Here is a 22,661-nt window from a genome sequence, read left to right as displayed (position 1 = left end):
GGGTGCCGCTGTTCCCGAGGGTGCCGCTGTTCCCGAGGGTGCCGCTGTTCCCGAGGGTGCCGCTGTTCCCGAGGGTGCCGCCGCCGCCCGGTCTGCCGGTCCCCGTCGCGGCGGACCAGCCCACGGGTGACACCGCACGGGTCGTCATGCGGCGGGGTACACGGCTCGCACTCGGCCTCGATGGTCGCGTGAGTGATGCCGTGCCGCGCGGCGAGCATCGCCTTGATCGCATCGGACACCGATCGGGCCTGCGCCAGGCTGGGATGGCCCCCGTCGCCGTGGGCACTGTCGAGATGGCCGAGCTCCAGATGCACCGACGCGGCGAGGAGTCGGTCGGACAGGCTCCAGACGTGCAGGTCATGCACGTCGAGGACATGAGGGTCGCGCAGGATGTCGGCACGCACCGCCGCGACGTCCAGGCTCGCCGGGGTTGCCTCCAGCAGCACCCGTGAGGCACTCGCCAGCAGCCGCGCCCCCTGGACGGCGATGAGCAGCGCGATCACCAGCGAGACCAGCGGATCCAGCCAGTACCAGCCACCGACCAGCCAGATGGCCCCGCCGGCGGCGGCGACCGCCAACGATACCGCGGCGTCCCCGGCGAGGTGCAGCACCGCGGCCCGGGTGTTGAGATCACCATCGCCGCCGTGGACCACCCACGCGCTGACCCCGTTGACAACGGCGGCGGCCAACGCGACGGCGACCACCACTCCCCCATCCACGAAACCGGTCGAACCGAGGCGCCGCAGGGACTCCACCGCCAGCAGCGCCGTCACGACCAGCACGGCGGCGGCGTTGGCCTGCGCGGCAAGCACCGGCCAACGCACCCCGCCGAAGGTGCGGCTCGCCGACGGCGGCCGCCGGGACAGTGCCACCGCGACGAGCGCGAGCACCACGCCGGCAGTGTCGGTCAGGTTGTGCCCGGCGTCGGCGAGCAGACCGACCGAACCGACCGCGAGCCCCGCCGCCGCCTGCCCGATCACGATGGCGATGTTCAATGCGGTCGCCAGCAGCAGCCGGCGCCGTTGGCCGGCACTCCCGGGCGTCTCGGAAACACCATGACCATGACCATGACCATGACCGTGGCTGTGGCCGTGACCGTGGCCGTGGCCGTGATCCCGGCCACGACGATCATCGTGGCCGGCGCCCTGGTCACCGAAGGTGCCGGTGCTGGTCATGCGTCGCACGCACCGGCCAGGGCGGCACGGTCGGCGGCGCCCCCGGAGCCGACGTCATCAGCACCACCGGCCTCGCCAAAGACCCCACCGCGGGCCCCGCCGAGGCTCCCCGGCGCGGCAGCCGCGACGGGGGCGGTGACGTTCGGGTGGATGTGGTCGGTGTCGACGGCCAGGACGACGCCGAGAAGATCGTCCAGGGCATGGCGGAGCTTGTCATCGGCGAGCTCGTAGCGCTGCCGGCGACCCTCCGGCGTGGCGACGACCAATCCGCAGCCACGCAGACAGGCCAGATGATTGGACAGATTCGTGCGCCCCACCCCGAGGATCTCCGCAAGATCCGAGGGGTAGGCCGCGCCCTCCCGCAGTACCAGCAGCAATCTGGCCCGCGTCGGGTCGGACAGCGCGTGCCCGAATCGGGCGAGCACCTCGGCATGCGAGGCAACCTTCACCATGCTTCAACGGTACAGCCGGTCCTGACGTCAGCCAACGCTGAACGGAACCGGCTACCGCCCCGTCGGACGGCGACAGGAATCCGTCGCGCCACCGACCTCCCGGGCCGAGTGCGCGAACTTCTCCGGGTACGTGTGCTTCGGTCGGCGAATTTGGGGGACCTGAGGATGGTCTGCGGGCCTGGACCGTGCCCTGCTCCCCATAACGTGGCCGCCGCGCGATCAGGCGGACCCCTGTGTCCGAGACCCGGGCCAAGTCGGCGCGACGGTCAGGCGTCGAAGAGAGCGCTGACGGACTCGCCGTTGTGGATGCGGCGGATGGCCTCGGCGAGCGCCGGGGCGACCGTGAGAATCTTCAGCTTCGGCACTCGGTCCCCCGCCGGAATTGGCACCGTGTTCGTGCACACGATCTCGGCGACCTCGGGCTGGTCGCCGATGCGCTTAAGCGCACCCGCCGCAAACAGCCCGTGCGTACACGCCACCCGCACCGACCGCACGTTCAGCTCACGCAGCCGCTCAAGCAGCTCGAGCACGGTGCTACCCTTGGCGATCTCGTCGTCGAGCACGATGACGTCCCGGCCAGCCACGTCACCGATGACCGTGCTGATGCTGACCCGGTCGTCGGCGAAACGCTGCTTGGCCCCCGCCGCCACCCGCACCCCGAGCATCCGGGCGAACGCCGCCGCCTCCTTGGCGTTGCCGAGGTCCGGGGAGACCACCGTCGTGTTCGACAGCTCGTAGTGACGGAAGTGCGCGGCAAGTTCCCGCAACGCATGCAGATGATCCACCGGCACGCTGAAGAAACCATGGACCTGCGGCGAGTGCAGGGTCATGGCGAGGACGCGGTTCGCNCCCGCGGTGACGAGCAGGTCCGCGACCAGCCGCCCGCCGATCGAGATCCGCGGCGCGTCCTTCTTGTCCGAGCGGGCATAGGCATAGTGCGGCAGCACGACCGTCGTGCGCGCCGCCGACGCCCCGCGCGCCGCGTCCAGCATCAGCAGCAGCTCGACGAGGTTCTCCTGCACCGGTGCGACCAGCGGCTGGATGAGGAACACGTCGCGTTCCCGGCAGTTCGCGGGAAGCTGGACCTCCAGGCAGTCGTTGGCAAAACGCTGCACCCGCACCCGATGCAGCGGCACGTCAAGGTGTGTGCAGATCTCCTCGGCGAGACTCGGATGGGCACTGCCGCTGAAGACGGCGATGTCTCGCACGAACCGCTCCTCGTTCCCCGGTCTCGGTGTCCCGGGCCTCGGTGTCCCGGGCCTCGGTGTCCCGGGCCTCGGTGTCCCCGGTCGACGTCCGATGGACCCGCCCGTCCCGGATGGTATCGACCAGAGGCCGAGTCATGCCGAGGTCCCTAGCGCCTCCCGGATCGACNCCCGAGTCCCGCCACGCTTCACCGCATTGCCGTACACCCGCCCGGCCAGCCAGACCAGTGCCCCGATCAGCGCGAGCGTCAGCGCCATCGCGACCACCACCTGCCNCCCCGCCACGCTGCCGATCCCGATCACCATCGGCATCAGGACCGGCGCGAACAGCGGAATCATCGCCAGCGCCAGGATGAGGCCGCTGTCCGGCGACCCCGGCAGCACCGAGATGCCCAGCACGTACGGGACAACGATCAGCAAGATCATCGGTGCCGTGACCCCGCCGGCGTCCTCCTGCCGAGACACCAGTGCCCCGGCGGCCGCGAACAGCAGCGCGTACACGGCAAACCCGAGCAGATACCACAGCAGCGCCAGCGCGACCGACCCGATCGCGATCCCGGCCGGAATGTCGAGCTGCCCGGTGGTCAGGCCCAACGACACGCCGACCACCCCGATCAGCGTCAACTGACCGAGAGCCACGGCGCCGATCCCGATGACCTTGCCGGCCATCAGCTGCCACGGACGCACGGTCGCCAGCAGCAGCTCCACCACCCGGCTGCTCTTCTCCTCGATCACCCCCTGCGCCACGGCCGGGCCGAAGATCAGCAGAGACAGGTAGATCAGCCCGCCGGAGAGCAGGCCGAGCAGCAACCGGGCCCCGTCCCGTTCCGAGGCCGGCCGCAGGGCGCTGACCTGGACCGTGGCCGCGGACACGGCTCGCCCCACGACGGCCGGATCACCACCGAGCCCCACGACCTGGCGCTCGAGCGCGACCTGCCGGGCGGCGAGGCTCAACACCGACGTCAGCCGGTCGCCGAGCTCCTTCTTGACGACCACCCGGTAGACGGCGTTCCCCGCCGCGCCAGGGGTCGCAACCACGCGGACGAACGCGTCGACGTCACCGTCGAGCACGGCCCGCTCGCCGACCGCCCGATCCGCCACCGCACGGACCTCGACGTTCTCGCCCAGCGACCGGGCCGCAGCCTCGACCGTCGCCGCCTGCCGGAAGTCGACCGCGGTAAACGCGATCCGGCTCGCCGACGAGCCGCCGGTCAGGGACGTCAGCAGCACCATGGCGCCGATCCCGAGGACGAACAGCCCCGTGGTGATCCGGAAGGCCCGCGACCTGGTCCTGGTCACGATCTCCCGCCGGGCGATCAGCCGGATCACCCGGCCCGACCCCTGCGCCGCGCCATCCAGCCCCCGCACGCTCACGCCGCGTTCTCCGGGAACGCCCCACTCCCCGGCTGCTGCCCAGCCTGCACGACGACGTTACGGAACAGCTCGGTCAACGACGGCCGGCGACGACGGAACTCCCGCACCGGGCCCGTGGCCAGCGCCGCGCGCAGTACCGCCTGGTCGTCGGCGCCCGCGGTGAGGCCCAGCACCGTCCGCGGCCCGTCCCGGTGACGCACGACGACCCCCGGTATCCCGTCGGCCCAGCCCGGCGGCGCCGCCGGCGCGTCCACCACCACCTGCAGATCACCACCCGCGCGCAACTCGTCAACCGAACCGCAGGCGACCATCCGGCCCGCCCGCACGATCCCGACCCGGTCGCACAACCGCTCGACGAGATCGAGCTGATGGCTGGAGAACATCACCGGAACCCCGGCGGCGCGACGCTCCCGCAGCACCTCGCTCATCACGTCGACGGCCACCGGGTCCAATCCGGAGAACGACTCGTCGAGTATCAGGACGACCGGATCGTGCACGAGCGCGGCGGCCAGCTGCACCCGCTGCTGGTTCCCGAGGCTGAGCTTCTGCACCTCGTCGTCCAAGCGGCTGGACACCCCCAGCCGCTCGGTCCACCGCGCCACTGCCCGACGGGCTGCCGCCAGCCCCATTCCGTGCAGTTGCGCGAGGTAGACGAGCTGCTCACCCACCCGCATCCGCGGATACAGACCGCGTTCCTCCGGCATGTAGCCGATCCGGCGGCGGGTGCGTAACGTCAGCGGAACGCCGTCATAACGCACGACCCCGGAATCCGCCGCGAGCACCCCGAGGGCGATACGCATCGTCGTCGTCTTCCCGGCACCGTTGCTGCCGACGAACCCGAACAGCTCGCCGGCCCGCACCTCGAACGTCATCGACTCCAACGCGACGACGTCGCCGTACCGTTTCGACACCCCGTCGATTTCGAGCCGTCCATCGCCCACCTGCACCAGCTTTCCACGGCGTTCCAGGTAACGGTCAACCCCTGCCTCTGCCACCCAGATGCTATTCGCGGTGGTTTTCATGATCAATTTTGCGTGGTGCGACGATGTCAACACCGTTGATTATCAGGATGCGCCGGGGGGGACGAACGGCAGGCCGGCGGGTGTGCCCTCGGCGAGCAGGCGGCGCAGGGCGCCTGTGTCGAGATGGTCGGCGACGAGGTCACCGAGGGCGTCGAGGCGGCGCTGCCGAGCATCGGCGAAGCACGTGAACGCCGGGACGAACGAACGCCCCGCGGCCGTGGCCACGTCGGCGAGATAGGCGCGGCGGAACGCGTCGTTCTCCAGCACCCCGTGCCAGCTCGTGCCGGCGACCGCGCCGACGCGCACCCCGTCCGCGGCGAACGGCGCGCTGTCCGGATGCTCCTCGACGGTCAGCCGCCCGTGCCGGATCTCGTAGCCGGTCAGCGGTCGGCCGGCGGCATCGGTGGCCGCGCGCCGACCGAGCAGCTTCACCGGGTCGAACGTGGTGATGACCGGGAGCAGGCCGAGACCATCGACCTCGCCCGCACCCGATTCGACGTCGTCACGGATGCGACGGCCGAGGATCTGGTAGCCGCCACAGATACCCAGCACCGGACGGGCCGCGGCGGCGCGTTCGGCGAGGGCCGCGGCGAGACCACGGCGACGCAGCCAGCGCAGGTCCTCGACGGTGGAACGGGTGCCCGGCAGGATCACGAGGTCGGCGTCGGCGAGCTCGTCCGGTCGGGTGGCCAGGCGCACCGCGACCCCGGGCTCGACGCGCAACGCGTCGATGTCGGTCACGTTCGACAGCCGGGGCAGCCGGATGACGGCGACCCGCAGCACCTCCCGCCGACCGCCGTGCGAGGCAGGCCGCGCCTCGGGACAGGGCTCGGCGTCGGGACAGGGCTCGGCGTCGGGGAAGGCAGCGAGGTCGAGGGAGTCCTCGACGTCCAGCCACAACCCCGCCTTCCAGGGGACGACGCCGTGCACCGGCCGGCCGGTGAGCCGTTCGATCTGGCGNAGTCCGGGTTCGAGCAGTCGGGCGTCGCCACGGAACCGATTGATCACCCAGCCGGCAACCAACGCCTGGTCGGCCGCATCGAGCAGGGCCAGCGTGCCGAACAGGGCGGCGAAGACCCCGCCCTTGTCGATGTCGCCGACCACGATCACCGGCAGGTTCGCGGCGCGCGCCAGGCCCATGTTGGCGATGTCGGTCGAACGCAGGTTGATCTCCGCCGGAGAACCGGCCCCCTCGCAGATCACCGCGTCGAACCGGCCGCGCAGGTCGTCCAGGCACTCCAGGACAATCGCGGCCAGCCGTTCCTTGTACGGGCGGTAGCCGAGCGCGTCGACCTCGGCGACCGGGCGGCCCAGCACAACGAGCTGGCTGTGCCGCTGGCCCCCCGGTTTGAGCAGCACCGGGTTCATCGCCGCCTCCGGTTCGACACCGGCCGCCGCCGCCTGCATCGCCTGGGCCCGGCCGATCTCCGCACCATCGGCGGTGACCGCCNAGTTCAACGCCATGTTCTGCGCCTTGAACGGGGCGACCCGCACCCCCTCCCGCGCCAGCCACCGGCAGATCCCCGCGGTCAGCACGCTCTTGCCGGCATCCGACGCGGTCCCGGCGACCAGCAGTCCCCCGCTCACCGGCGGCGCTCTCTTCTCCCGGGCCCACCAGAGCCCCCGGAGCCAGCGCGTCCGGATCCGGTACCGAGGCCGAGGCGCGCGGTCAGGGCGGAGGTGACCAGCCGCGCCACCGGAGCCGCCGCCGCCGTCAGCGCGACACAGACCACGCTCACCGCCGCGGACAACCGGGCCGCGGCTGCGACGTCCGCGCCCTGCGGCCGCCGGCCGAACCCGAGCTCCGGCCGGTGCTCGACGCGGTAGGGGTAGCGCAGCTCTCCCCCGAGCCGCAGCCCCAGCGCCCCGGCGAACGCGGCCTCCACCATCCCGGCGTTGGGGCTNGGATGCGACCGGCCGTCCCGGCGCATGACCCAGTACGCGTCGACCGCCGAACCGCCGACGACCGGGGCGCACGCGCAGGTCACCAGCGCGCACATCCGCGCCGGGAGTAGGTTCGCCAGATCGTCGAGGCGCGCCGCCGCCCAGCCGAAGCGTTCGTACCGGGGGCTGTGGTGTCCGATCATCGCGTCAAGGGTGTTGATCGCCCGGTAGGTGACCAGGCCGGGCAGGCCGGCGAGCGCCCCCCACCACAGCGGGGCGACCAGCGCGTCGGAGGTGTTCTCGGCGATGGACTCGATCGCGCCGCGGGCGATCCCGGCGGCGTCCAGCGACGCCGGATCGCGTCCGCACAGCGCCGGGAGCCGTTCCCGGGCCGCGGCGAGATCGTCGGCGCGCAGCTCCTCGCCGAGGCGTCGGCCCTGACGGCGCAGCGAGGCGCCACCGAGGACGGTCCACGTGACCACCGCCGTGAGCGCGACGGCGCGTTCAGCGGCGCGTTCAGCAGCGCGTTCAGCAGCGCGTTCAGCAGCGACGGCGGGCACGGCGACCGCGGCTAGCAGCACCGCGGTGTGCAGCGCTCCGGGCGCCCGGCCGTCCCGGTAGAGCCGGTTCTCCAGCCGGGACGCGGCCCGCCCGAACCCGGCGACCGGATGCAGCCGCGCCGGGTCGGCGAGCAGCCCGTCCAGCACGGCACCGAGGACCAGACCGAACGCGCGCACGGCACGGGAAGGGACCACGGCACGGGAAGGGACCACGGCTCAGACGCTCATCGCGTACGCGACGACCCCGCGACGGACGGCGTCCATCGCCGCCCGGGCGGTCCGGCGCACCCGCGCGCCGTCCGGCGTTCCCGGGTCCGCCTGCACCATCGGAGCGACCTGCGCGATCTGGTCAAGGATGTCGATGAGCTGGCGCATCCACCGAACGAAATCGCCGGCGGTCAGTTCCACGGAACTGTCGGTCAGCACCCGTTCCAACGTGCGGCCCGCGGCCCAGTCGTGCGCGACGGCGACGAATCCGAGCTCGGGCGGGCGCAGGAACGCGAGCCGGTGGGCCTGCTCGGCCTCGGCGAGCCGCTCCGACAGCCGGACCATCTCGGCGAGGCAGTCGCGTAGCGCCGCGCCGCCCGGCAGCGCCGGGACGCCGGCGTCGTCACCGCGCGGCTCGAACACCAGCGTGGACACGGCGGCGGCCAGCGCCGGCGGGGNGAGATCGTCCCAGATGCCGGCGCGCAGGCATTCGGCGACGAGCAGGTCCTGCTCCGAGTAGATGCGCGCGAGCACCCGCCCGGCGGCGGTGACGCGGTCCCCGTCCAGGTAGCCGAGGTCCTCGAGCGCGGCGCGGACCCGGTCGAACGTCTTCGCGACCGTGTTCGTCCGGCCCTCCACCTTCCGTGAGATCGTGGCGGTCTCCTTGACCAGCCGGTTGACCTGCTCGGCGGAGCGCAGGTGCTCCTCGCGGCGCGGACAGTCGTGCACCGGATGGGCGCGCAGGGCCCGGCGCAGCCGGGCGAGCTCGGCGTCGTCCGCCGCGGCCGAACGGACCCTGGCCCGCCGGCCCGGAGGGGCATCGGGGTTGACGTCGGCGGCGCGCAGGGAGGAGGCCAGATCCCGGCGTGACTGCGGCGAGCGCGGGNTGAACGACCGCGGCACCCGGACCCGGCCGAGCGGTTCGACGGCGATCGGGAAGTCGGTCAGGGACAGCCTGCGAACCTGCCTGTCCGCGGTGAGCACCACCGGCCGCGGGCCGTCGGCGGCATTCGCGGCGGCGTCGGCGTCGAGCACGACAGCGAGCCCACTGCGCCGCCCGGCGGGCACCCGCACGATGTCCCCGGTCCGCAGCCGGGCGAGCGCCGCCGCGGATTCGGCCCGCCGGCGCGCCGAACCCTCCCGCGACAGCGCGGCCTCCCGCTCAGCGATCTCCCGGCGCAACCGGTCGTACTCGCCGATGTCACCCTTGTCGCAGCTCAACGCCTCACGCTTCGCGTCGATCGCCTCGGTGTTGCGCTGCACCGCCCGGGCCAGGCCCACCACGGCCCGGTCGGCCTGGAACTGCGCGAACGACGACTCCAGCACGGTGCGTGCCCGCTCCCGCCCGAGCCTGCCGACCAGGTTGACGGCCATGTTGTACGACGGCCGGAACGACGAGCGCAGCGGATAGGTCCGCGTGGAGGCCAGCCCCGCGAGCGCGAGCGGATCCAGCCCCGGCTGCCACAGGACGACCGCGTGGCCCTCCACGTCGATGCCGCGCCGCCCGGCGCGGCCCGTCAGCTGGGTGTACTCCCCCGGGGTGATGTCCACGCGGCTCTCGCCGTTGAACTTCGTCAGCCGCTCCAGCACGACGGTACGGGCGGGCATGTTGATGCCGAGCGCCAGGGTCTCCGTGGCGAAGACCACCCGGACCAGCCCCTGGACGAACAGCTCCTCGACGATCTCCTTGAAGGTTGGCAGCATGCCGGCGTGGTGGGATGCGATGCCGCGTTCCAGCCCCTCCAGCCACGCCCAGTAGCCGAGCACGGCGAGGTCGGTCTCGGGGATCCCGGCGGTGCGTTCCCGGACCAGGGTCCGGATCCGCTGCTGCTCCGCGGGGCCGACGAGCCGCAGACCCGCACGCACGCAGGAGGTGACCGCCGCATCGCAGCCGGCCCGGCTGAACACGAAGACGATCGCCGGGAGCAGGCCGTCGCGGTCGAGCCGTTCGACGACCTCCGGCCGGCCCGGCACCCACGTCCGCCGGCGCGCGCCGGGCGCCGGCCGACCGCGGCCGACCGCGGGNGAGCCCCCCGACAGCGCCCGGCTCTCCTCGCGGGCCAGCCGCAGCAGGTCCGGGTTCACCACTCGTCCACCGACCGCCGTCGGACCACCACGGGCCGCGGGGATGGCTGCCACGGGCGCCTGGCCGGCACCCCCATTGCGGCCACGGTCGCCACCGCGACCACCCTGGGTGGCCCGGCCCCGTTCGCCGTTGCGGTTGCCGCCCCGCCCCCGTCCGCGGTCCCGGTCGCCGCCGCGGTCCCGGTCGCCGATGGTGGCGCGCCGGGTGCCGGCTACCTCGAATCCGGCTTCGACCCCGACGTTCCACCTCGACCGGACGAGATCACCGTCCAGGGTGGCACGAAGTGCCTCGGGTCCGCCCGGCGGCGGGGTGCCGGCAGTGTCCTCGAGGAACAGGTCGTACAGGGTGCGGTCAGCGAGCACATGCTGCCACAGCGGAACGGGACGGTGATCGCTGACGATGACCCGGGTATGGCCGCGCACCGTGACCAGCCACTCGGCGAACTCCTCGGCGTTGCTCACCGTCGCGGACAGGGAGACCAGCCGGACCTGCGCCGGCAGATGGATGATGACCTCCTCCCACACGGCGCCGCGCTGGCGGTCGGCGAGGTAGTGCACCTCGTCCATGACGACATAGCCGAGGTCGTCCAGCCGGCCGTTGTCGACCGGGCCGGCGTAGAGCATGTTGCGCAGGACCTCGGTGGTCATCACCACGATCGGGGCGTCGCCGTTGCGGGAGGTGTCCCCGGTCAGCAGGCCGACCGAGACGGCGCCGTAGCGGGAGACGAGATCGGCGTACTTCTGGTTCGACAGCGCCTTGATCGGCGTCGTGTAGAAGCAACGCGTCCCGGTGCGCAGGGCGAGATGGGCGGCGAACTCGCCGACAACCGTCTTACCCGCTCCCGTCGGGGCCGCGACGAGCACCCCTTCACCGGCAGCCAGCGCCGCGACCGCCTCGAACTGGAACGGGTCGAGTCCGAAGGGGAGGCCAGCGGCGAACTCCACAAGAATCTCGGGCGTGGAGGACACATCAGCCACCCTACGGGACGCGACGGCCGGCAGCCGACCGGTTTATGCCGGTCCCGACCGGCCGGGGAAGAACCTACGAGCGTCAGGTGATGTCGCCGTGGGTGACGTCGGTGCTTGGGGAGACGGGGGCCGTCCCCGCGCCGACGGGTGTTGACGACCCGGTGCCGACCGGGTTCGCCGTGCCGACCGGGTTCGCCGTGCCGACCGGGTTCGCCGTGCCGACCGGGTTCGCCGTGCCGACCGGGTTCGCCGTGCCGGGCGGGTTCGCCGTGCCGGGCGACGTGGCCGTCGCCGCGGGGCCCGCGGAGGCCGCCGGGCGGGGCGGGGCGTCGTCGAAGTCCAGCGGGGAGGTCTCGTCGTCGTCCAGGTCGGCATACGGGGAGGTGTCCCCGCGGCGGGCCACCCGCCGGTCGTTCAGCCAGCCGATGATCAGCGCGACCTCGTAGAGGAGCACCATGGGCAGGCCCAGCGCGAGCATGGTGAACGGGTCCTGGCTGGGGGTGACGACCGCGGCGAACACGAACACCAGGAAGATCTCGGGCCGCCGCCAGGAGCGCAGCTTGGCGGTGCTGACGATCCCGGCCAGATTCAGCATCATGACGAGCAGCGGAACCTCGAACGACAGTCCGAAGATCAGCAGCATCGCCTGGACGTAGCTGAGGTACCGGTTGCCGTCCAGGACGCTGACCAGCCCGTTGCCGCCGAAGCCGAGCAGCAGGCCCAGCCCGGTCGACAACGTCAGGTAGGCGAAGACCGCACCGGTGGCGAACAGGACGAGGGAGACACCGACGAAGGTCAACGACCAGCGCCGCTCATGACGGTGCAGACCAGGGGTGATGAAGGACCAGAGTTGGTACAGCCACACCGGCGAGGAGACCACCACCGCGGCGATCATGGAGATCTTCAGGCGGATAGTGAACGCGTCGAGGATGCCGAAGAAGTACAGGGTGCAGTCGTTCGCCGCCAGGCCGTCCGGGCTGAACCGCTTGCTCGCCGGCAGGTCGCAGTACGGCGCCTTGAGCCAGTCGAAGATGCGCGGCTCGAAGATGAAACAGACGACACCGGCGATCGCGAACGCGAGGAGCGCGATGGCGACGCGGTTGCGCAGCTCACGCAGATGCTCGGTGAGCGGCATGCGACTGTCCTCGACAGTGCGCGTGCGGCGGTAGTTCACCGAGGCGACGAGCCTTCGCGGCGTGGGCAACCCTGGCACGTCGGCGGCTCCTGGTCGAGAGGAAGGAGGAAGGGGCGCCGGCGGACGCCCGACAGGCCGTGGGACCGCCGTGAGGTCAGCCCCGGTCGGCGGCCGACGCGGTGCCGTTCACGGACGCGGTGGCGTTCACGGACGAGGCGGAGACCTGACCGGGCGCGACGGCCTGACCGGGCGCGACGGCCTGCGGCTGGGCCACCGGCGGCTGGGCCTCGATCGGCAACGGGGCCGGCTGCGCCGCGGGCGCGGGCTGGTCATCCTCGCGCAGGCCCTTCGTCTCGGCCTTGAAGATGCGCAGCGAACGACCGAAGGAACGCGCGGCGTCGGGAAGCTTCTTCGACCCGAATAGCACCAGAACGACGAGGGCGATGATGATGATTTCGGTGGTGCCCAGGTTTGGCATGGTCGGCGTCCTCCGATGAGCGCGGTACCGGGCCCGGTCCGACGACCGGTGCGATCGATGCTACGTCCGCCAGCCTAGGAGGGGATAGACGGCGTGCGGGTATCCCGGAGATGACGGATGCGCAACGAAGTCAGCCTGCACGATAGCTCGTAGCACTCGGCGGGCAAAGCGTGTCCACAACGACACCGGAAACCCAAATCATCACCGACCGCTACCTCGTCAACCCGGAAGTCCCAAATTGTGGCGACACAACGTCGTATGGCACGATCGACGTCACGCGACGGTCGCTCCCGTCAGACCACACGGGGACCACGGATCCGGTCGGGCGAGGAGCCGGTCAGGACGTGCGTTCGGCGAGCCGCGCGCTGACCTCGGCGTGGTCGAGCCGCGCCGCGAGCGCCGCGGTGTCCGAGGCCAGGACCGAGACCCGCGCGGACAGCTCCGTCGTGACGGCCCGCACCGCGCGCATCTTCTGCCACACTCGCCACGCACTGAGCGCCAGCAGGGCAAGCGCGCCGACGATGAGGACGAGGTAGAGGAGCGCCCAGAGCATACCGATCACCCTACTCGGCGGTCGGCGTGAGCCCGTAGGCGAGCAGGGCCCGGCGGGCCAAGGCGTGCACCTCCTCGGCGAGCGCCGGCGGCTCGACCACCCGCACGTCGGCCCCGAGGCCGAGGACCAGCCGGTGCAGCCAGAAGGTCTCCCCGGCGTACAGCGTGACCTCGAGCCGTCCACCGGGCAGCTCGCGCATCCCGGTGACCGGGTAGTAGTCGGCCACCCACCGGGCCGGGGACGCCAGCTCCAGCACGACCCGCACGTCCGCCGGGCCGGGCCGGTAGATCCCCTCCCTGGTGTCGCGGGACACCGTGCCCGGCGGCGGAACCGCCGGGGCGTCGAGGATCGTCACCCCGCCCGGCCCGTCGATGCGGTCCAGCCGGAACAGCCGCACCGCCTCCGCCCGGTGGCACCATCCCTCCAGGTACCAGCGGCCGTCCTGGACCAGCACCCGCATCGGGTCGACCTCGCGCTCGGTCAGCTCGTCGCGGGACCACACCAGGTAGCGCAGATGCACCCGCCGGCGGTCCCGCAGCGCCCGCTGCACCACCGCGAGGACCTCGTCGTGGACGTCGAGGGTGACGCGTACCTGGCCGACGGCGGCGGTGCCGGCGGTGCCGACCGCCTCCTCCAGCTTCTCCAGCGCCCGATCCAGGGCCTCGCGGCCGGCGAGGCCGGGCACGTCGGCGAGCGCGCGGGCGGCGACGATCAGGGCGGTCGCCTCGTCGACCGACAGCCGCAGCGGCCGGTCGAGGGTCTGCGGATCGACGATGGTGATCTGATCGCCGGAGTAGCTCAGGTCGATGAGGTCCCCGGGCGCGCCGCCGGGCAGGCCGCAGACGAACAGCAGGTCGAGGTCGTCGCGCAGCTGGCGGGGGGTGATCCCGAAGGCCGCGGCCGCCTCGGTCAGGGAGATCCCGGGATGCGCCCGCAACCAGGGGACGAGCGCGAGCAGCCGGCTCAGCCGGTCGGTGGCGGCGCTCACCGCGTGCCCGGGGCGGGCGGTGGACGATGAGCCGGGGCGGGCGCCGCCCGACGGATCATCGGGCGCTCACCGGACGTTCGTCGCGGCGCACCCCCGCAGGTGGGGACGCCACGTCGCGGGCGGCGGTGCCCGCGAGGGCCGCCCGGAGCCGACCGACCACAGCCGCGCGCAGCTCGGGTGGGTCGACGACGACGACGTCCGGACCCGATCCGACGATCCACCGGGCGAGCTGTTCGGTGTCGGCGAAGTCCATCTCCAGCAGATCCATGCCCGGCGGTGGATTCGTATCCGGCGACGGGCGGGCGTACCGCCGCAGCGCGTGCGCGCTGCCCCGGCGGACCGCCAGCGTGGCGGTCCGGAAGCGGTCCGGGGGGGCCTGCGCCGAGACCATCGCCCGCAGATCGACCCCTGGCGGGACCTGGACCGCGCCGGCCGGTCCGACCATGCGCACCGGGCCGGTGAACCGGGACAGCCGGAACACCCGGGCCGCGCCANGGTGCAGATCGTGCCCGGCAAGGTNCCNCCNCCCCCGCCACGACAGCACCCCCCAGGGCTCGACGTGCCGGTCGGCGGAGTCCGTCTCACCGACCTTCCGGTACGGGAAGCGGATGGTCCGACCGGCCTGGACCGCCGCGAGGCACTGCTCGAAGGCCGGCTCGGTCGCATCGACCCGCGGTTCGAAGCCGTCGAGCACGCCGAGCCCGCCACCGCTCACCGCGGCCCCGCCCGCGGCGAGCTTGCGCAGGGCGCTGGCGGCCGGCCCGGCGAGCGCCGTGCTCGACCACAGCGAGCCGGCGACGGCCAGGGCCGCGGCCTCGTCCGGTTCCAGGGCGATGTCGGGCAGCGCGTAGTCGCCGCGGCGGATGCGGTAGCCGGTCTCGTTGCTGAACGCCGAGTCCGCGCCGGTCTCCAAGGGGATGCCGATCTCCCGCAGATACGCCTTGTCCCGCTCGAACATCCGCCGGAAGGCGTCCTGCTCCTCCTCGGTGCGCCCGGGCTCGTAGCCCTCCACCAGCTCGCCGATCTGGGACACGGTGAGGAAACGCGATGTCGCCATCAGGCACATCGTCAGGTTGAGGAGCCGCTCCACCCGTCGCCGGGACACNCCCGNAAAGGGTAGCCGCCGGAGTTCNCCGGGCACGCAGCNCCCCATCACCGCCGCTGGCCCACCGGTCGCACCGGGCCCACCGGGCCACCCGCGGCCGGGCCGGGTGAGGGCCCGTGGGCTACGGCTGGCCGGCGCCGGCCCCAACACCCGGCGTGGCCCCAACACCCGAGGTGGCGCCGTCGACCGCGATCAGGTCCACCACGAACACCAGAGTGTCGTCGGCGAGGATCGTCGGCGGACGTCCCCCCACCGGGCCATATCCGAGGTCCGGCGGGATGATGATCTGGCGGCGGCCGCCGACGCGCATCCCGTCGATGCCCTGCCCGAAGCCGGCGATCGTGCCGTCCAGCGGGAAGGTCGCCGGCTGGCCCCCCGCCCAGCTGCTGTCGAACTCCTTGCCGTCGCGCCAGAGCACGCCCACGTACCGGACGGTGACGGTGCTGGTGGCGGAGGCGAGCGCGCCGTGACCGGTCACGAGATCGGTGGTGACCAACGTGGCCGGCGCCGTCCCCCGGCCCGCCGCGGAGATCGGCTTGCGGCTCAGGTCGGTGGCACCCGCGACCGCGGGGACCCGCCCGGAGGTGTCGTCGACGGCCGTCCGGGAGGGCACCGGCGCCGCCCTGGTGCCGTCGGGGGCGTCGGAGGCGCCGCAGCCGACCAGGAGCGGGGCGAGCAGCACGGCGGGCAGCACGGCACCCGCGAGCGGGTGCCGGCGGGTGGCGGACGGCCGACGGCCGCTGCCACGCGAGCCGGGACGGGCTGACGCGAAGGGCAGGACGACGCCGGCGCGTCGCGGCACGAACATCACAGGGGCTCGAGTCCTCACATACTGGCGATGAGCTTGTCGACCCGATCATCAACGGAACGGAACGGGTCCTTGCACAGGACCGTACGCTGGGCCTGATCATTGAGCTTCAGGTGGACCCAGTCGACTGTGAAGTCCCGGCGTTTCTCCTGGGCACGCTTGATGAACTCGCCGCGCAGCCGGGCGCGGGTGGTCTGCGGGGGGCGTGACTTGGCCTCGAAGACGTCGAGATCACGGGTGACGCGCTCGACCAGACCAGCCCGTTCCATCCGATAGTACAGGCCCCGGTCGCGGTGGATGTCGTGGTATTTCAGGTCGAGCTCGGCGACCCGCGGCGAGGCCAGCGACAGCCCGTGCTTGTGCCGGAAACGCTCGATGAGCACGTACTTCGTCACCCAGTCGATCTCNCGGGCGACGAGCTCGAGGTCGTCGGTCTCGATCGCGAGCAGGGTACGGCCCCACAGGTCGAGCACCCGCTTGGCGACCTCGTCCCCGTCCCCGCCGCGGCGCTCCACGAACTCGACCGCCTTGGAGTGGTACTCCCACTGGATGTCCAGCGCGCTGACCTCACGTCCGTTGGCCAGCTTGATCCTGCGCTGGCAGGTCATGTCGTGGCTGACCTCGCGAATCGCCCGGATCGGGTTCTCCAGGGTCATGTCCCGCAGCATCACACCGGCCTCGATCATGCGCAGCACCAGGTCGGTCGCCCCGAGCTTGAGCAGCATGGTCGTCTCGCTCATGTTCGAGTCGCCGACGATCACGTGCAGCCGCCGGAACCGCTCGGCGTCGGCGTGCGGCTCGTCACGGGTGTTGATGATCGGCCGGGACCGGGTGGTCGCCGAGGACACCGACTCCCAGATGTGCTCGGCGCGCTGGGAGATGCAGTACACCGCGCCCCGCGGGGTCTGCAGCACCTTGCCCGCGCCGCACAGGATCTGCCGGCTGACCAGGAACGGCACCAGCACGTCCGCGAGCTTCGAGAACTCGCCGTGCCGACCGACGAGGTAGTTCTCGTGACAGCCGTAGCTGTTGCCGGCGGAGTCGGTGTTGTTCTTGAACAGATGGATGTCGCCGGCGATGCCCTCCTCGCGCAGCCGTCGTTCGGCCTCGACGAGCAGGCCCTCGAGGATGCGTTCCCCGGCCTTGTCGTGGGTGACCAGGTCGGGCACGGAGTCGCATTCCGGGGTGGCGTACTCCGGATGGCTACCGACATCCAGGTAGAGACGGGCGCCGTTCTTGAGGAACACGTTGCTGCTACGTCCCCATGACACGACACGACGGAACAGGTACCGTGCCACCTCGTCCGGGGACAGCCGTCGCTGCCCCCGGAACACGCAGGTGACGCCGTACTCGTTCTCCAGTCCGAAGATGCGGCGGTCCACGTCTGTGACCCTATGCTCGGATGCCGCCTCGGCGCGCCGGGACGCTCGGGCCGGATGTCACCCTGATGCGGATTCGCCCCTCCTGCGGACGGACGGGTCGACCGACAACCGCCAGGCCCAGCCCGACGACGAACCAGCCGGCGAGGACCAGTACCGGACGGCCACCGCCGGCACCGTCGAAGTAGGCCGTCGAGCGCAGCAGCGTGGCACCCGCCCCCGGCGGCGCAAACTGGCCGATGTCGCCCCAGGGCCGTGGCAGCATCTCCGGGGCGGAGGCCGCCGCCGACAGAGCGGCACCGGCGACCAGAACCAGCACCGCGGCGACGAGACCCGGCACGCCCGCGACCGCCCCGAGTCCCAGGACCGGCCCGGCGACGGCCAGCGCCAGCAACGTCACGACCGCCATCGTCGTCAGGAACTCCCCGGGCAGGACGTCCAACGCCCCCTGCAGCGCGACGGCCCCGGCGAAGCCGGAGAGCACCGCGAGCGCGGCGAGCCCGGCGAGCCGGATCACCCGCGACCCCACCATCCGTGCCAGCAGCACGCCGGCCGCGGTGATCACCAGCGTCAACGGGAGGTAACCGGCCGCCAGCCCGCCGCCGGCCTGGTCCCGTGGCGCGTTGGCCACCACGTCGACCACCGGGATCTCCAGACCTGGCATGAACACCCGGATGCCCCGGGTCAGCGCCTCGGTGACCGCCGGACTCGCCGCGGAGGCGACCCGCAGGGTCAGGCCGTTGCCGCCGATGACGATCGCGGCGTAGGCGTCACGCTCGCGCAGCGCACGGTCGGCGGCGGCCACCGTCGGCACCGTGCGCACCGTGAGGGCGCCCGGCTCCACCCGGCTGATCTGGTCGGCGAGCGCGGTCGCCGCGGGTGCCGGGCCCACGGTGAGGATCGGCAGGTCCCGGGGACGCAGACTGGTGACGGACGTTCCGTACAGCCAGACCAGGACGCCCATCAGCAGGGCCATGCCGACGGTGATGACGGCGATCCGCCGGACACCGTGCGTGCCGAGCCCGTCAACGCCGCCGAACCGGGCCCACGCCCGTCCGGCCGGATCGGCCGGGCCGGGCAGGCCGGGCAGGCCGGGCAGGCCGGTCTCGCCCGAGGCCGGCGGGGGCGACGGCGCCGAGTGTCCCGGCTCGGGGCGCTGCCCCGGAAGAGGATCATGTTCGCCGCCGCCACGATGCCGTCCCCCGGTCACCACAGGAGGACTCCGACGGTCCGGTCGACGTGCGCCGGGTCCACCGCGCCCTCCCAGGCCGCCGCCACCCTCGGCAGTGGTTGCCTCACCGCGTCCTCCCTCCGTCCGGCGACACCCGCCAGGCTGCTACAGGGAGTAGCGTGACGCCTTCATGCTGTCGGGGCTTGGCCGGCGGCGTGTCGCGGCCGGCATGTCCGGGTGAATCCGCCGGTCCGCGGCGGTTCCGGACACCAGGTGGTCGACGGACCATGGGCGGGACAGGCGGATCGGGCGGGAAGGCTCCCCGGCGGGAAGGATGGCGCCATGGCAACCGGAACGAACGACGCGGCGTCCCATCGAACACGACATGACGGCGAAGGCAGGGCCCGGCTGCGGGCGCAGGCCGTCCGCGGCCGCGGCGGGCTGCCGCTCACGGTCCTCGCCCCGGCCGCGAAGGACCCGCCGCGCGGCGGCTTGGTCGTCGTCCAGGACGCCCGAGGCATCACGCCGTACCTGGTCTCCGTCTGCGACCGGCTCGCCGCCGCCGGCTGGCTCACCGTGGCCCCGCACCTGTATCACCGCGACGGGCTGGACGAGGTGGACCCGGCCGACGGCTGGGCCGCGGCCACGTCGACGATGGGCACCCTGTCCGGCGCGGGCATCGACGCCGACATCGACGCGGCGCTCGGGCACCTCCTCGCCGCGGGCTTCCCCGCCGAGCGGAGCGCGATCATCGGCTTCTGCATGGGTGGCACGGTCGCGCTGCACACCGCCACCCGGCACACCCTCGCCGCGGCGGTGTCGTTCTACGGCGGCGGGATCAGCACACCGTACTGGCCCGGCATCCCCGCCCTGGTGGAGGCGGCACCGTCGTTGCGCGGGCCGTGGCTCGGCCTCTACGGCGAGGAAGACGCCCTGATCTCCACCGACGAGATCGCCGCCCTACGAGCCGCGGCCGCCCGCTCGGGCGCCCCGACGGAGCTGGTCAGCTACGCCGGGGCCGGCCACGCCTTCCACAGCGACGACCGGGAGGCGCTCTACCGCCCGGTCGCCGCGGCCGACGGCTGGTCACGGGCACTCGCCTTCCTCGACCGGCACGTTCGCCCCCGCTGAGGCGCCCGGCCGGCCAATCGAAGATCGTCACCATCGACCTCACGAGCATCACCCATCTGGCGTCCAGAGGTCACGGTGAGCGCACGCGAGAGATCGGCGGCGGATGAGGGCGGCGGTGCGCGCCAGGTACGGCCCACCGGAGGTGGTGGGAATCCAGGAGGTCGACAAGCCCGCGGCCGGCGGCGGTCCGGGCCCCGGACGGTGCCGCGGCTAGGCTGCTCTGATGCCACGTCATAGCTGATGCCACGTCATAGCTAGCGATAGCTGGCGCGGCTCAGCGTAAGTCTGCTCTGCTGGCAGCGTAACGGTTGGAGTATGGGGACCGGGATCGTGGATGCGTCCGTGCTGACGGTTTCGGACGCGGCGACACTGCCCACCGAGGTAGTCCTGGCTCGGCTCGCCACGACCTCGGTGGGGTTGTCCTCGGCGGAGGCGGCGGCGCGATGGGCCCGGGTGGGGCCGAACGCGGTGCGCACCCATCACGCCCGTGTGCTCGCGGTGCTCGTCCGCCAGGTACGCAGCCCCTTGCTTGTGCTGCTGCTGGTGGCGGCCGCGGTGTCGTTCTTCGTCGGGGAGCGCGCCAACGCACTGATCATCGGCGTGATCGTCATGTTCGGAGTGGGGCTGGGGTTCGCCAATGAGTACCGTGCCGAGCGCGCCGCCGAGGATCTGCACTCCCAGCTGCGTCACCGGGCGGTGGTGTGCCGGGATGGCCGATGGACGTCATGCGAGGTGACCGCGCTGGTACCCGGAGACGTGGTGCGCCTTGAGCTGGGTTCGGTGGTGCCCGGGGACGTGCGCATCCTGTCCTCGGTCGCGCTGGAGTGTGACGAGGCGGTCCTCACCGGCGAATCGCANCNGGTGGCCANGGGGCCGGCGCNGGTGCCCGCCGGCGCCACGCTGGGAGAGCTTGCGTCGTGTGCGCTTATGGGCACACTCGTGCGGACCGGCTCGGCGGCGGCCGTGGTGGTCGCCACCGGCGCGCGTACCCAGTTCGGCCGGATTGCGCTCGGACTGGGCGAACGGCACGAGGAGACCCAGTTCCAGGTGGGGCTGCGCCGGTTCTCCGGGCTACTGGCCCGGGTCGCCGGCGTGCTCACCGGCTCGATCTTCGTCATCAACCTGGTGCTGGCCCGGCCGCTGATAGACGCGTTGTTGTTCTCGCTGGCCATCGCGGTGGGCATCACCCCGCAGCTGCTGCCCGCGGTGGTGACGACCAGTCTCGCCNCCGGGTCCCGCCAGCTGGCCCGCCGCAAGGTGCTGGTGAAGCGGCTGGTCTGCATCGAGGACCTCGGCGACATCGAGGTCCTGCTCACCGACAAGACCGGAACCTTGACCGAAGGACGGATCGGTTTCCATCACGCCCTGGACCCCACCGGTGCCCGGTCGGACCAGATCCTGCTACTCGGACTGGCCTGCACCGAAGTACCCGGCAACCCGGCAGTACCCGGCAACCCGGCAGGGACAGCTGGCGGCAACCCGCTGGACGCCGCGCTGTGGCAGGCTCCCGGTGCCGCCAGCCTGCCGGTGTCCAGGTACGTCCAGGTGGCCGCCGCGCCGTTCGACCACGACCGGCGCCGCGCGTCCGTGCTGGCCGACGGCCCGGACGGCCGAGTCCTGATCGTCAAGGGTGCTCCGGAAGGCCTGCTGGCGCGGTGTCGCGACGTCCCCGGCTCGGCCGCGGCGCTCCTCGACGCCGAGTTCCGCGCCGGCAGCCGGGTCGTCGCCGTCGCGTCCAAGCCGGCCCCGGACCTGGACACGGTGACCGCCGAGGACGAGCACGACCTCGTCCTCGCCGGGTTTCTGATCTTCCTTGACCGGCCCAGGCCGTCGGCCGCACAGGCGCTGGCCCGCCTCGCCGCGCTCGGCGTCACCGTGCGAATCCTGACGGGGGACAACGCCATCGTCGCCGAGCACGTGTGTGACGCTCTCGGTCTGGCCGACGGGGACACCGTGACCGGCGACCAGCTCGACCACCTCGACGACGACACTCTTACCGCGAGGCTGTCCACCATCCGGGTCTTCGCCCGCATGAACCCGGACCAGAAGACCCGCGTCATCCGGCTGCACCAACGCGCCGGCACCGGTGCCGCCTACCTCGGCGACGGCGTCAACGACGCGATGGCGTTGCACCAGGCCGATGTCGGCATATCCGTCGACTCCGCCACCGACACGGCCAAGGACGCGGCCGACATCGTGCTCCTGGAGAAAGATCTGCACGTGCTGGCCGACGGGGTCGTCGAAGGCCGGCGCACCTTCGCCAACACGATCAAATACGTCCTGATGGCCACCTCCAGCAACTTCGGGAACATGTTCAGCGCCGCCGCCGCGTCGGCGTTCCTCCCTTTCCTGCCGATGCTCCCGTCGCAGATCCTGCTCAACAACCTGCTCTATGACGCCGGCCAGCTGACCATCCCGTCCGACCGGGTCGACGAGGAGCAGCTTTCCCGCCCGTCCCACTGGGACATCGGCTTCGTCCGCCGTTTCATGATGTTCTTCGGGCCGGTCAGCTCGATCTTCGACTTTCTCACCTTCGCGATCATGCTCCAGGTCTTCCATGCCGGCCCGATCCTGTTCCGTTCCGGCTGGTTCGTTGAATCGCTCGCCACCCAGACCCTGGTGATCTTTGTGATCCGCACCCGGCGAGTGCCGTTCCTCCGTAGCCGCCCAGGCCGGCTCCTCACGGCGGCCACCCTGCTCGTCGTCGTGGTCGGCGCGCTGCTGCCGGCATCTCCGCTGGCCGGCGGACTCGGCTTCCACGCGCTGCCGATCGGGTTCTTTGCCGCGCTCCTCGCCATGATCGCCAGCTATCTTGCCCTCGTCGAAGCCGGCAAGCACGAGTTCTACCCACATCTCGCCGGGACACTGATCGAACCACCTCACCGGCACCGGCACCGGCACCGGCTGCACCGGCGGGCGGCACGCTTCAGTCACTCCGGTCGGCTTCCGACCCGGTCCCCCGCACCGCCACCACGCTGAG

At 72.3% G+C, this 22,661-nt stretch carries 18 protein-coding genes; 2 read left to right on the top strand and 16 right to left on the bottom strand.

Annotated features, from left to right (window positions below; translation table 11 throughout):
- The 16 genes from ALLO2_RS13405 to ALLO2_RS13330 all read right to left on the bottom strand — a co-directional run.
- The coding region (locus ALLO2_RS13405; protein ID WP_035732420.1) for a cation diffusion facilitator family transporter at nt 1–1,175 on the bottom strand (1,175 nt) is incomplete at its 3' end.
- On the bottom strand, nt 1,172–1,627 hold the full coding sequence (locus ALLO2_RS13400; protein ID WP_011436996.1) for a helix-turn-helix transcriptional regulator: 456 nt from the start codon (nt 1,625–1,627) through the stop codon (nt 1,172–1,174). The genes ALLO2_RS13405 and ALLO2_RS13400, both read right to left, overlap by 4 nt.
- A gap of 266 nt (nt 1,628–1,893) precedes the next feature.
- Nucleotides 1,894–2,835 carry a ribose-phosphate pyrophosphokinase gene (locus ALLO2_RS13395; protein WP_011436997.1) on the bottom strand — a complete coding sequence of 314 codons (942 nt, stop codon included), beginning with the start codon at nt 2,833–2,835 and terminating at the stop codon, nt 1,894–1,896.
- Nucleotides 2,836–2,967: 132 nt separating this feature from the next.
- Nucleotides 2,968–4,206, bottom strand: coding sequence for an ABC transporter permease (locus ALLO2_RS13390; protein WP_051875208.1), 1,239 nt, complete (start codon nt 4,204–4,206; stop codon nt 2,968–2,970).
- The gene (locus ALLO2_RS13385; RefSeq protein WP_051875223.1) at nt 4,203–5,147 is read right to left on the bottom strand and encodes an ABC transporter ATP-binding protein; all 945 of its coding nucleotides are present in this window, start codon (nt 5,145–5,147) and stop codon (nt 4,203–4,205) included. The genes ALLO2_RS13390 and ALLO2_RS13385 overlap by 4 nt, the downstream gene beginning before the upstream one ends.
- A 123-nt stretch (nt 5,148–5,270) precedes the next feature.
- Nucleotides 5,271–6,815, bottom strand: coding sequence for a cobyric acid synthase (locus ALLO2_RS13380; RefSeq protein ID WP_035732418.1), 1,545 nt, complete (start codon nt 6,813–6,815; stop codon nt 5,271–5,273).
- On the bottom strand, nt 6,812–7,849 hold the full coding sequence (locus tag ALLO2_RS13375; RefSeq protein ID WP_232235086.1) for a cobalamin biosynthesis protein: 1,038 nt from the start codon (nt 7,847–7,849) through the stop codon (nt 6,812–6,814). The genes ALLO2_RS13380 and ALLO2_RS13375 overlap by 4 nt, the downstream gene beginning before the upstream one ends.
- Before the next feature lie 39 nt (nt 7,850–7,888).
- On the bottom strand, nt 7,889–10,933 hold the full coding sequence (locus tag ALLO2_RS13370; protein ID WP_035732416.1) for an RNA helicase: 3,045 nt from the start codon (nt 10,931–10,933) through the stop codon (nt 7,889–7,891).
- Between the two features lie 82 nt (nt 10,934–11,015).
- Nucleotides 11,016–12,146 (bottom strand): twin-arginine translocase subunit TatC, encoded by a 1,131-nt coding sequence (tatC, locus tag ALLO2_RS13365; protein WP_023841084.1) that lies wholly within the window; start codon nt 12,144–12,146, stop codon nt 11,016–11,018.
- A 76-nt stretch (nt 12,147–12,222) separates the two neighbouring features.
- Nucleotides 12,223–12,546: a Sec-independent protein translocase subunit TatA gene (gene tatA / locus ALLO2_RS13360; RefSeq protein WP_011437004.1), complete on the bottom strand. Its 324-nt coding sequence runs from the start codon at nt 12,544–12,546 to the stop codon at nt 12,223–12,225.
- A 337-nt stretch (nt 12,547–12,883) separates the two neighbouring features.
- Nucleotides 12,884–13,099 (bottom strand): hypothetical protein, encoded by a 216-nt coding sequence (locus ALLO2_RS13355; RefSeq protein WP_011437005.1) that lies wholly within the window; start codon nt 13,097–13,099, stop codon nt 12,884–12,886.
- A 10-nt stretch (nt 13,100–13,109) separates the two neighbouring features.
- The gene (locus ALLO2_RS13350; RefSeq protein ID WP_011437006.1) at nt 13,110–14,087 is read right to left on the bottom strand and encodes a YafY family protein; all 978 of its coding nucleotides are present in this window, start codon (nt 14,085–14,087) and stop codon (nt 13,110–13,112) included.
- Between the two features lie 55 nt (nt 14,088–14,142).
- The gene (locus ALLO2_RS13345) at nt 14,143–15,144 is read right to left on the bottom strand and encodes a YafY family protein (protein ID WP_232235085.1); all 1,002 of its coding nucleotides are present in this window, start codon (nt 15,142–15,144) and stop codon (nt 14,143–14,145) included.
- Nucleotides 15,145–15,313: 169 nt separating this feature from the next.
- Nucleotides 15,314–16,003: an FKBP-type peptidyl-prolyl cis-trans isomerase gene (locus tag ALLO2_RS13340; RefSeq protein ID WP_035732414.1), complete on the bottom strand. Its 690-nt coding sequence runs from the start codon at nt 16,001–16,003 to the stop codon at nt 15,314–15,316.
- Between the two features lie 14 nt (nt 16,004–16,017).
- Nucleotides 16,018–17,382, bottom strand: coding sequence for a Pup--protein ligase (pafA, locus tag ALLO2_RS13335; RefSeq protein ID WP_011437009.1), 1,365 nt, complete (start codon nt 17,380–17,382; stop codon nt 16,018–16,020).
- Between the two features lie 10 nt (nt 17,383–17,392).
- Nucleotides 17,393–18,589, bottom strand: coding sequence for a hypothetical protein (locus ALLO2_RS13330; protein ID WP_232235084.1), 1,197 nt, complete (start codon nt 18,587–18,589; stop codon nt 17,393–17,395).
- A 303-nt stretch (nt 18,590–18,892) separates the two neighbouring features.
- On the opposite strand from ALLO2_RS13330, the gene ALLO2_RS13325 reads away from it, so the two are divergent.
- Together ALLO2_RS13325 and mgtA are read left to right on the top strand one after the other, a co-directional pair.
- Entirely contained in the window at nt 18,893–19,681 is a 789-nt protein-coding gene (locus ALLO2_RS13325; protein WP_011437011.1) for a dienelactone hydrolase family protein, read from the top strand.
- Nucleotides 19,682–19,996: 315 nt separating this feature from the next.
- Nucleotides 19,997–22,660, top strand: coding sequence for a magnesium-translocating P-type ATPase (mgtA, locus tag ALLO2_RS13320; RefSeq protein WP_051875204.1), 2,664 nt, complete (start codon nt 19,997–19,999; stop codon nt 22,658–22,660).
- The last annotated feature ends 1 nt before the right edge of the window (nt 22,661 follow it).

The organism is Frankia sp. Allo2, assembly GCF_000733325.1.
Taxonomy (GTDB): domain Bacteria; phylum Actinomycetota; class Actinomycetes; order Frankiales; family Frankiaceae; genus Frankia; species Frankia casuarinae.
Note: the sequence above shows the minus strand (reverse complement) of the source record. Positions and strands in the feature narration are given on the sequence as shown.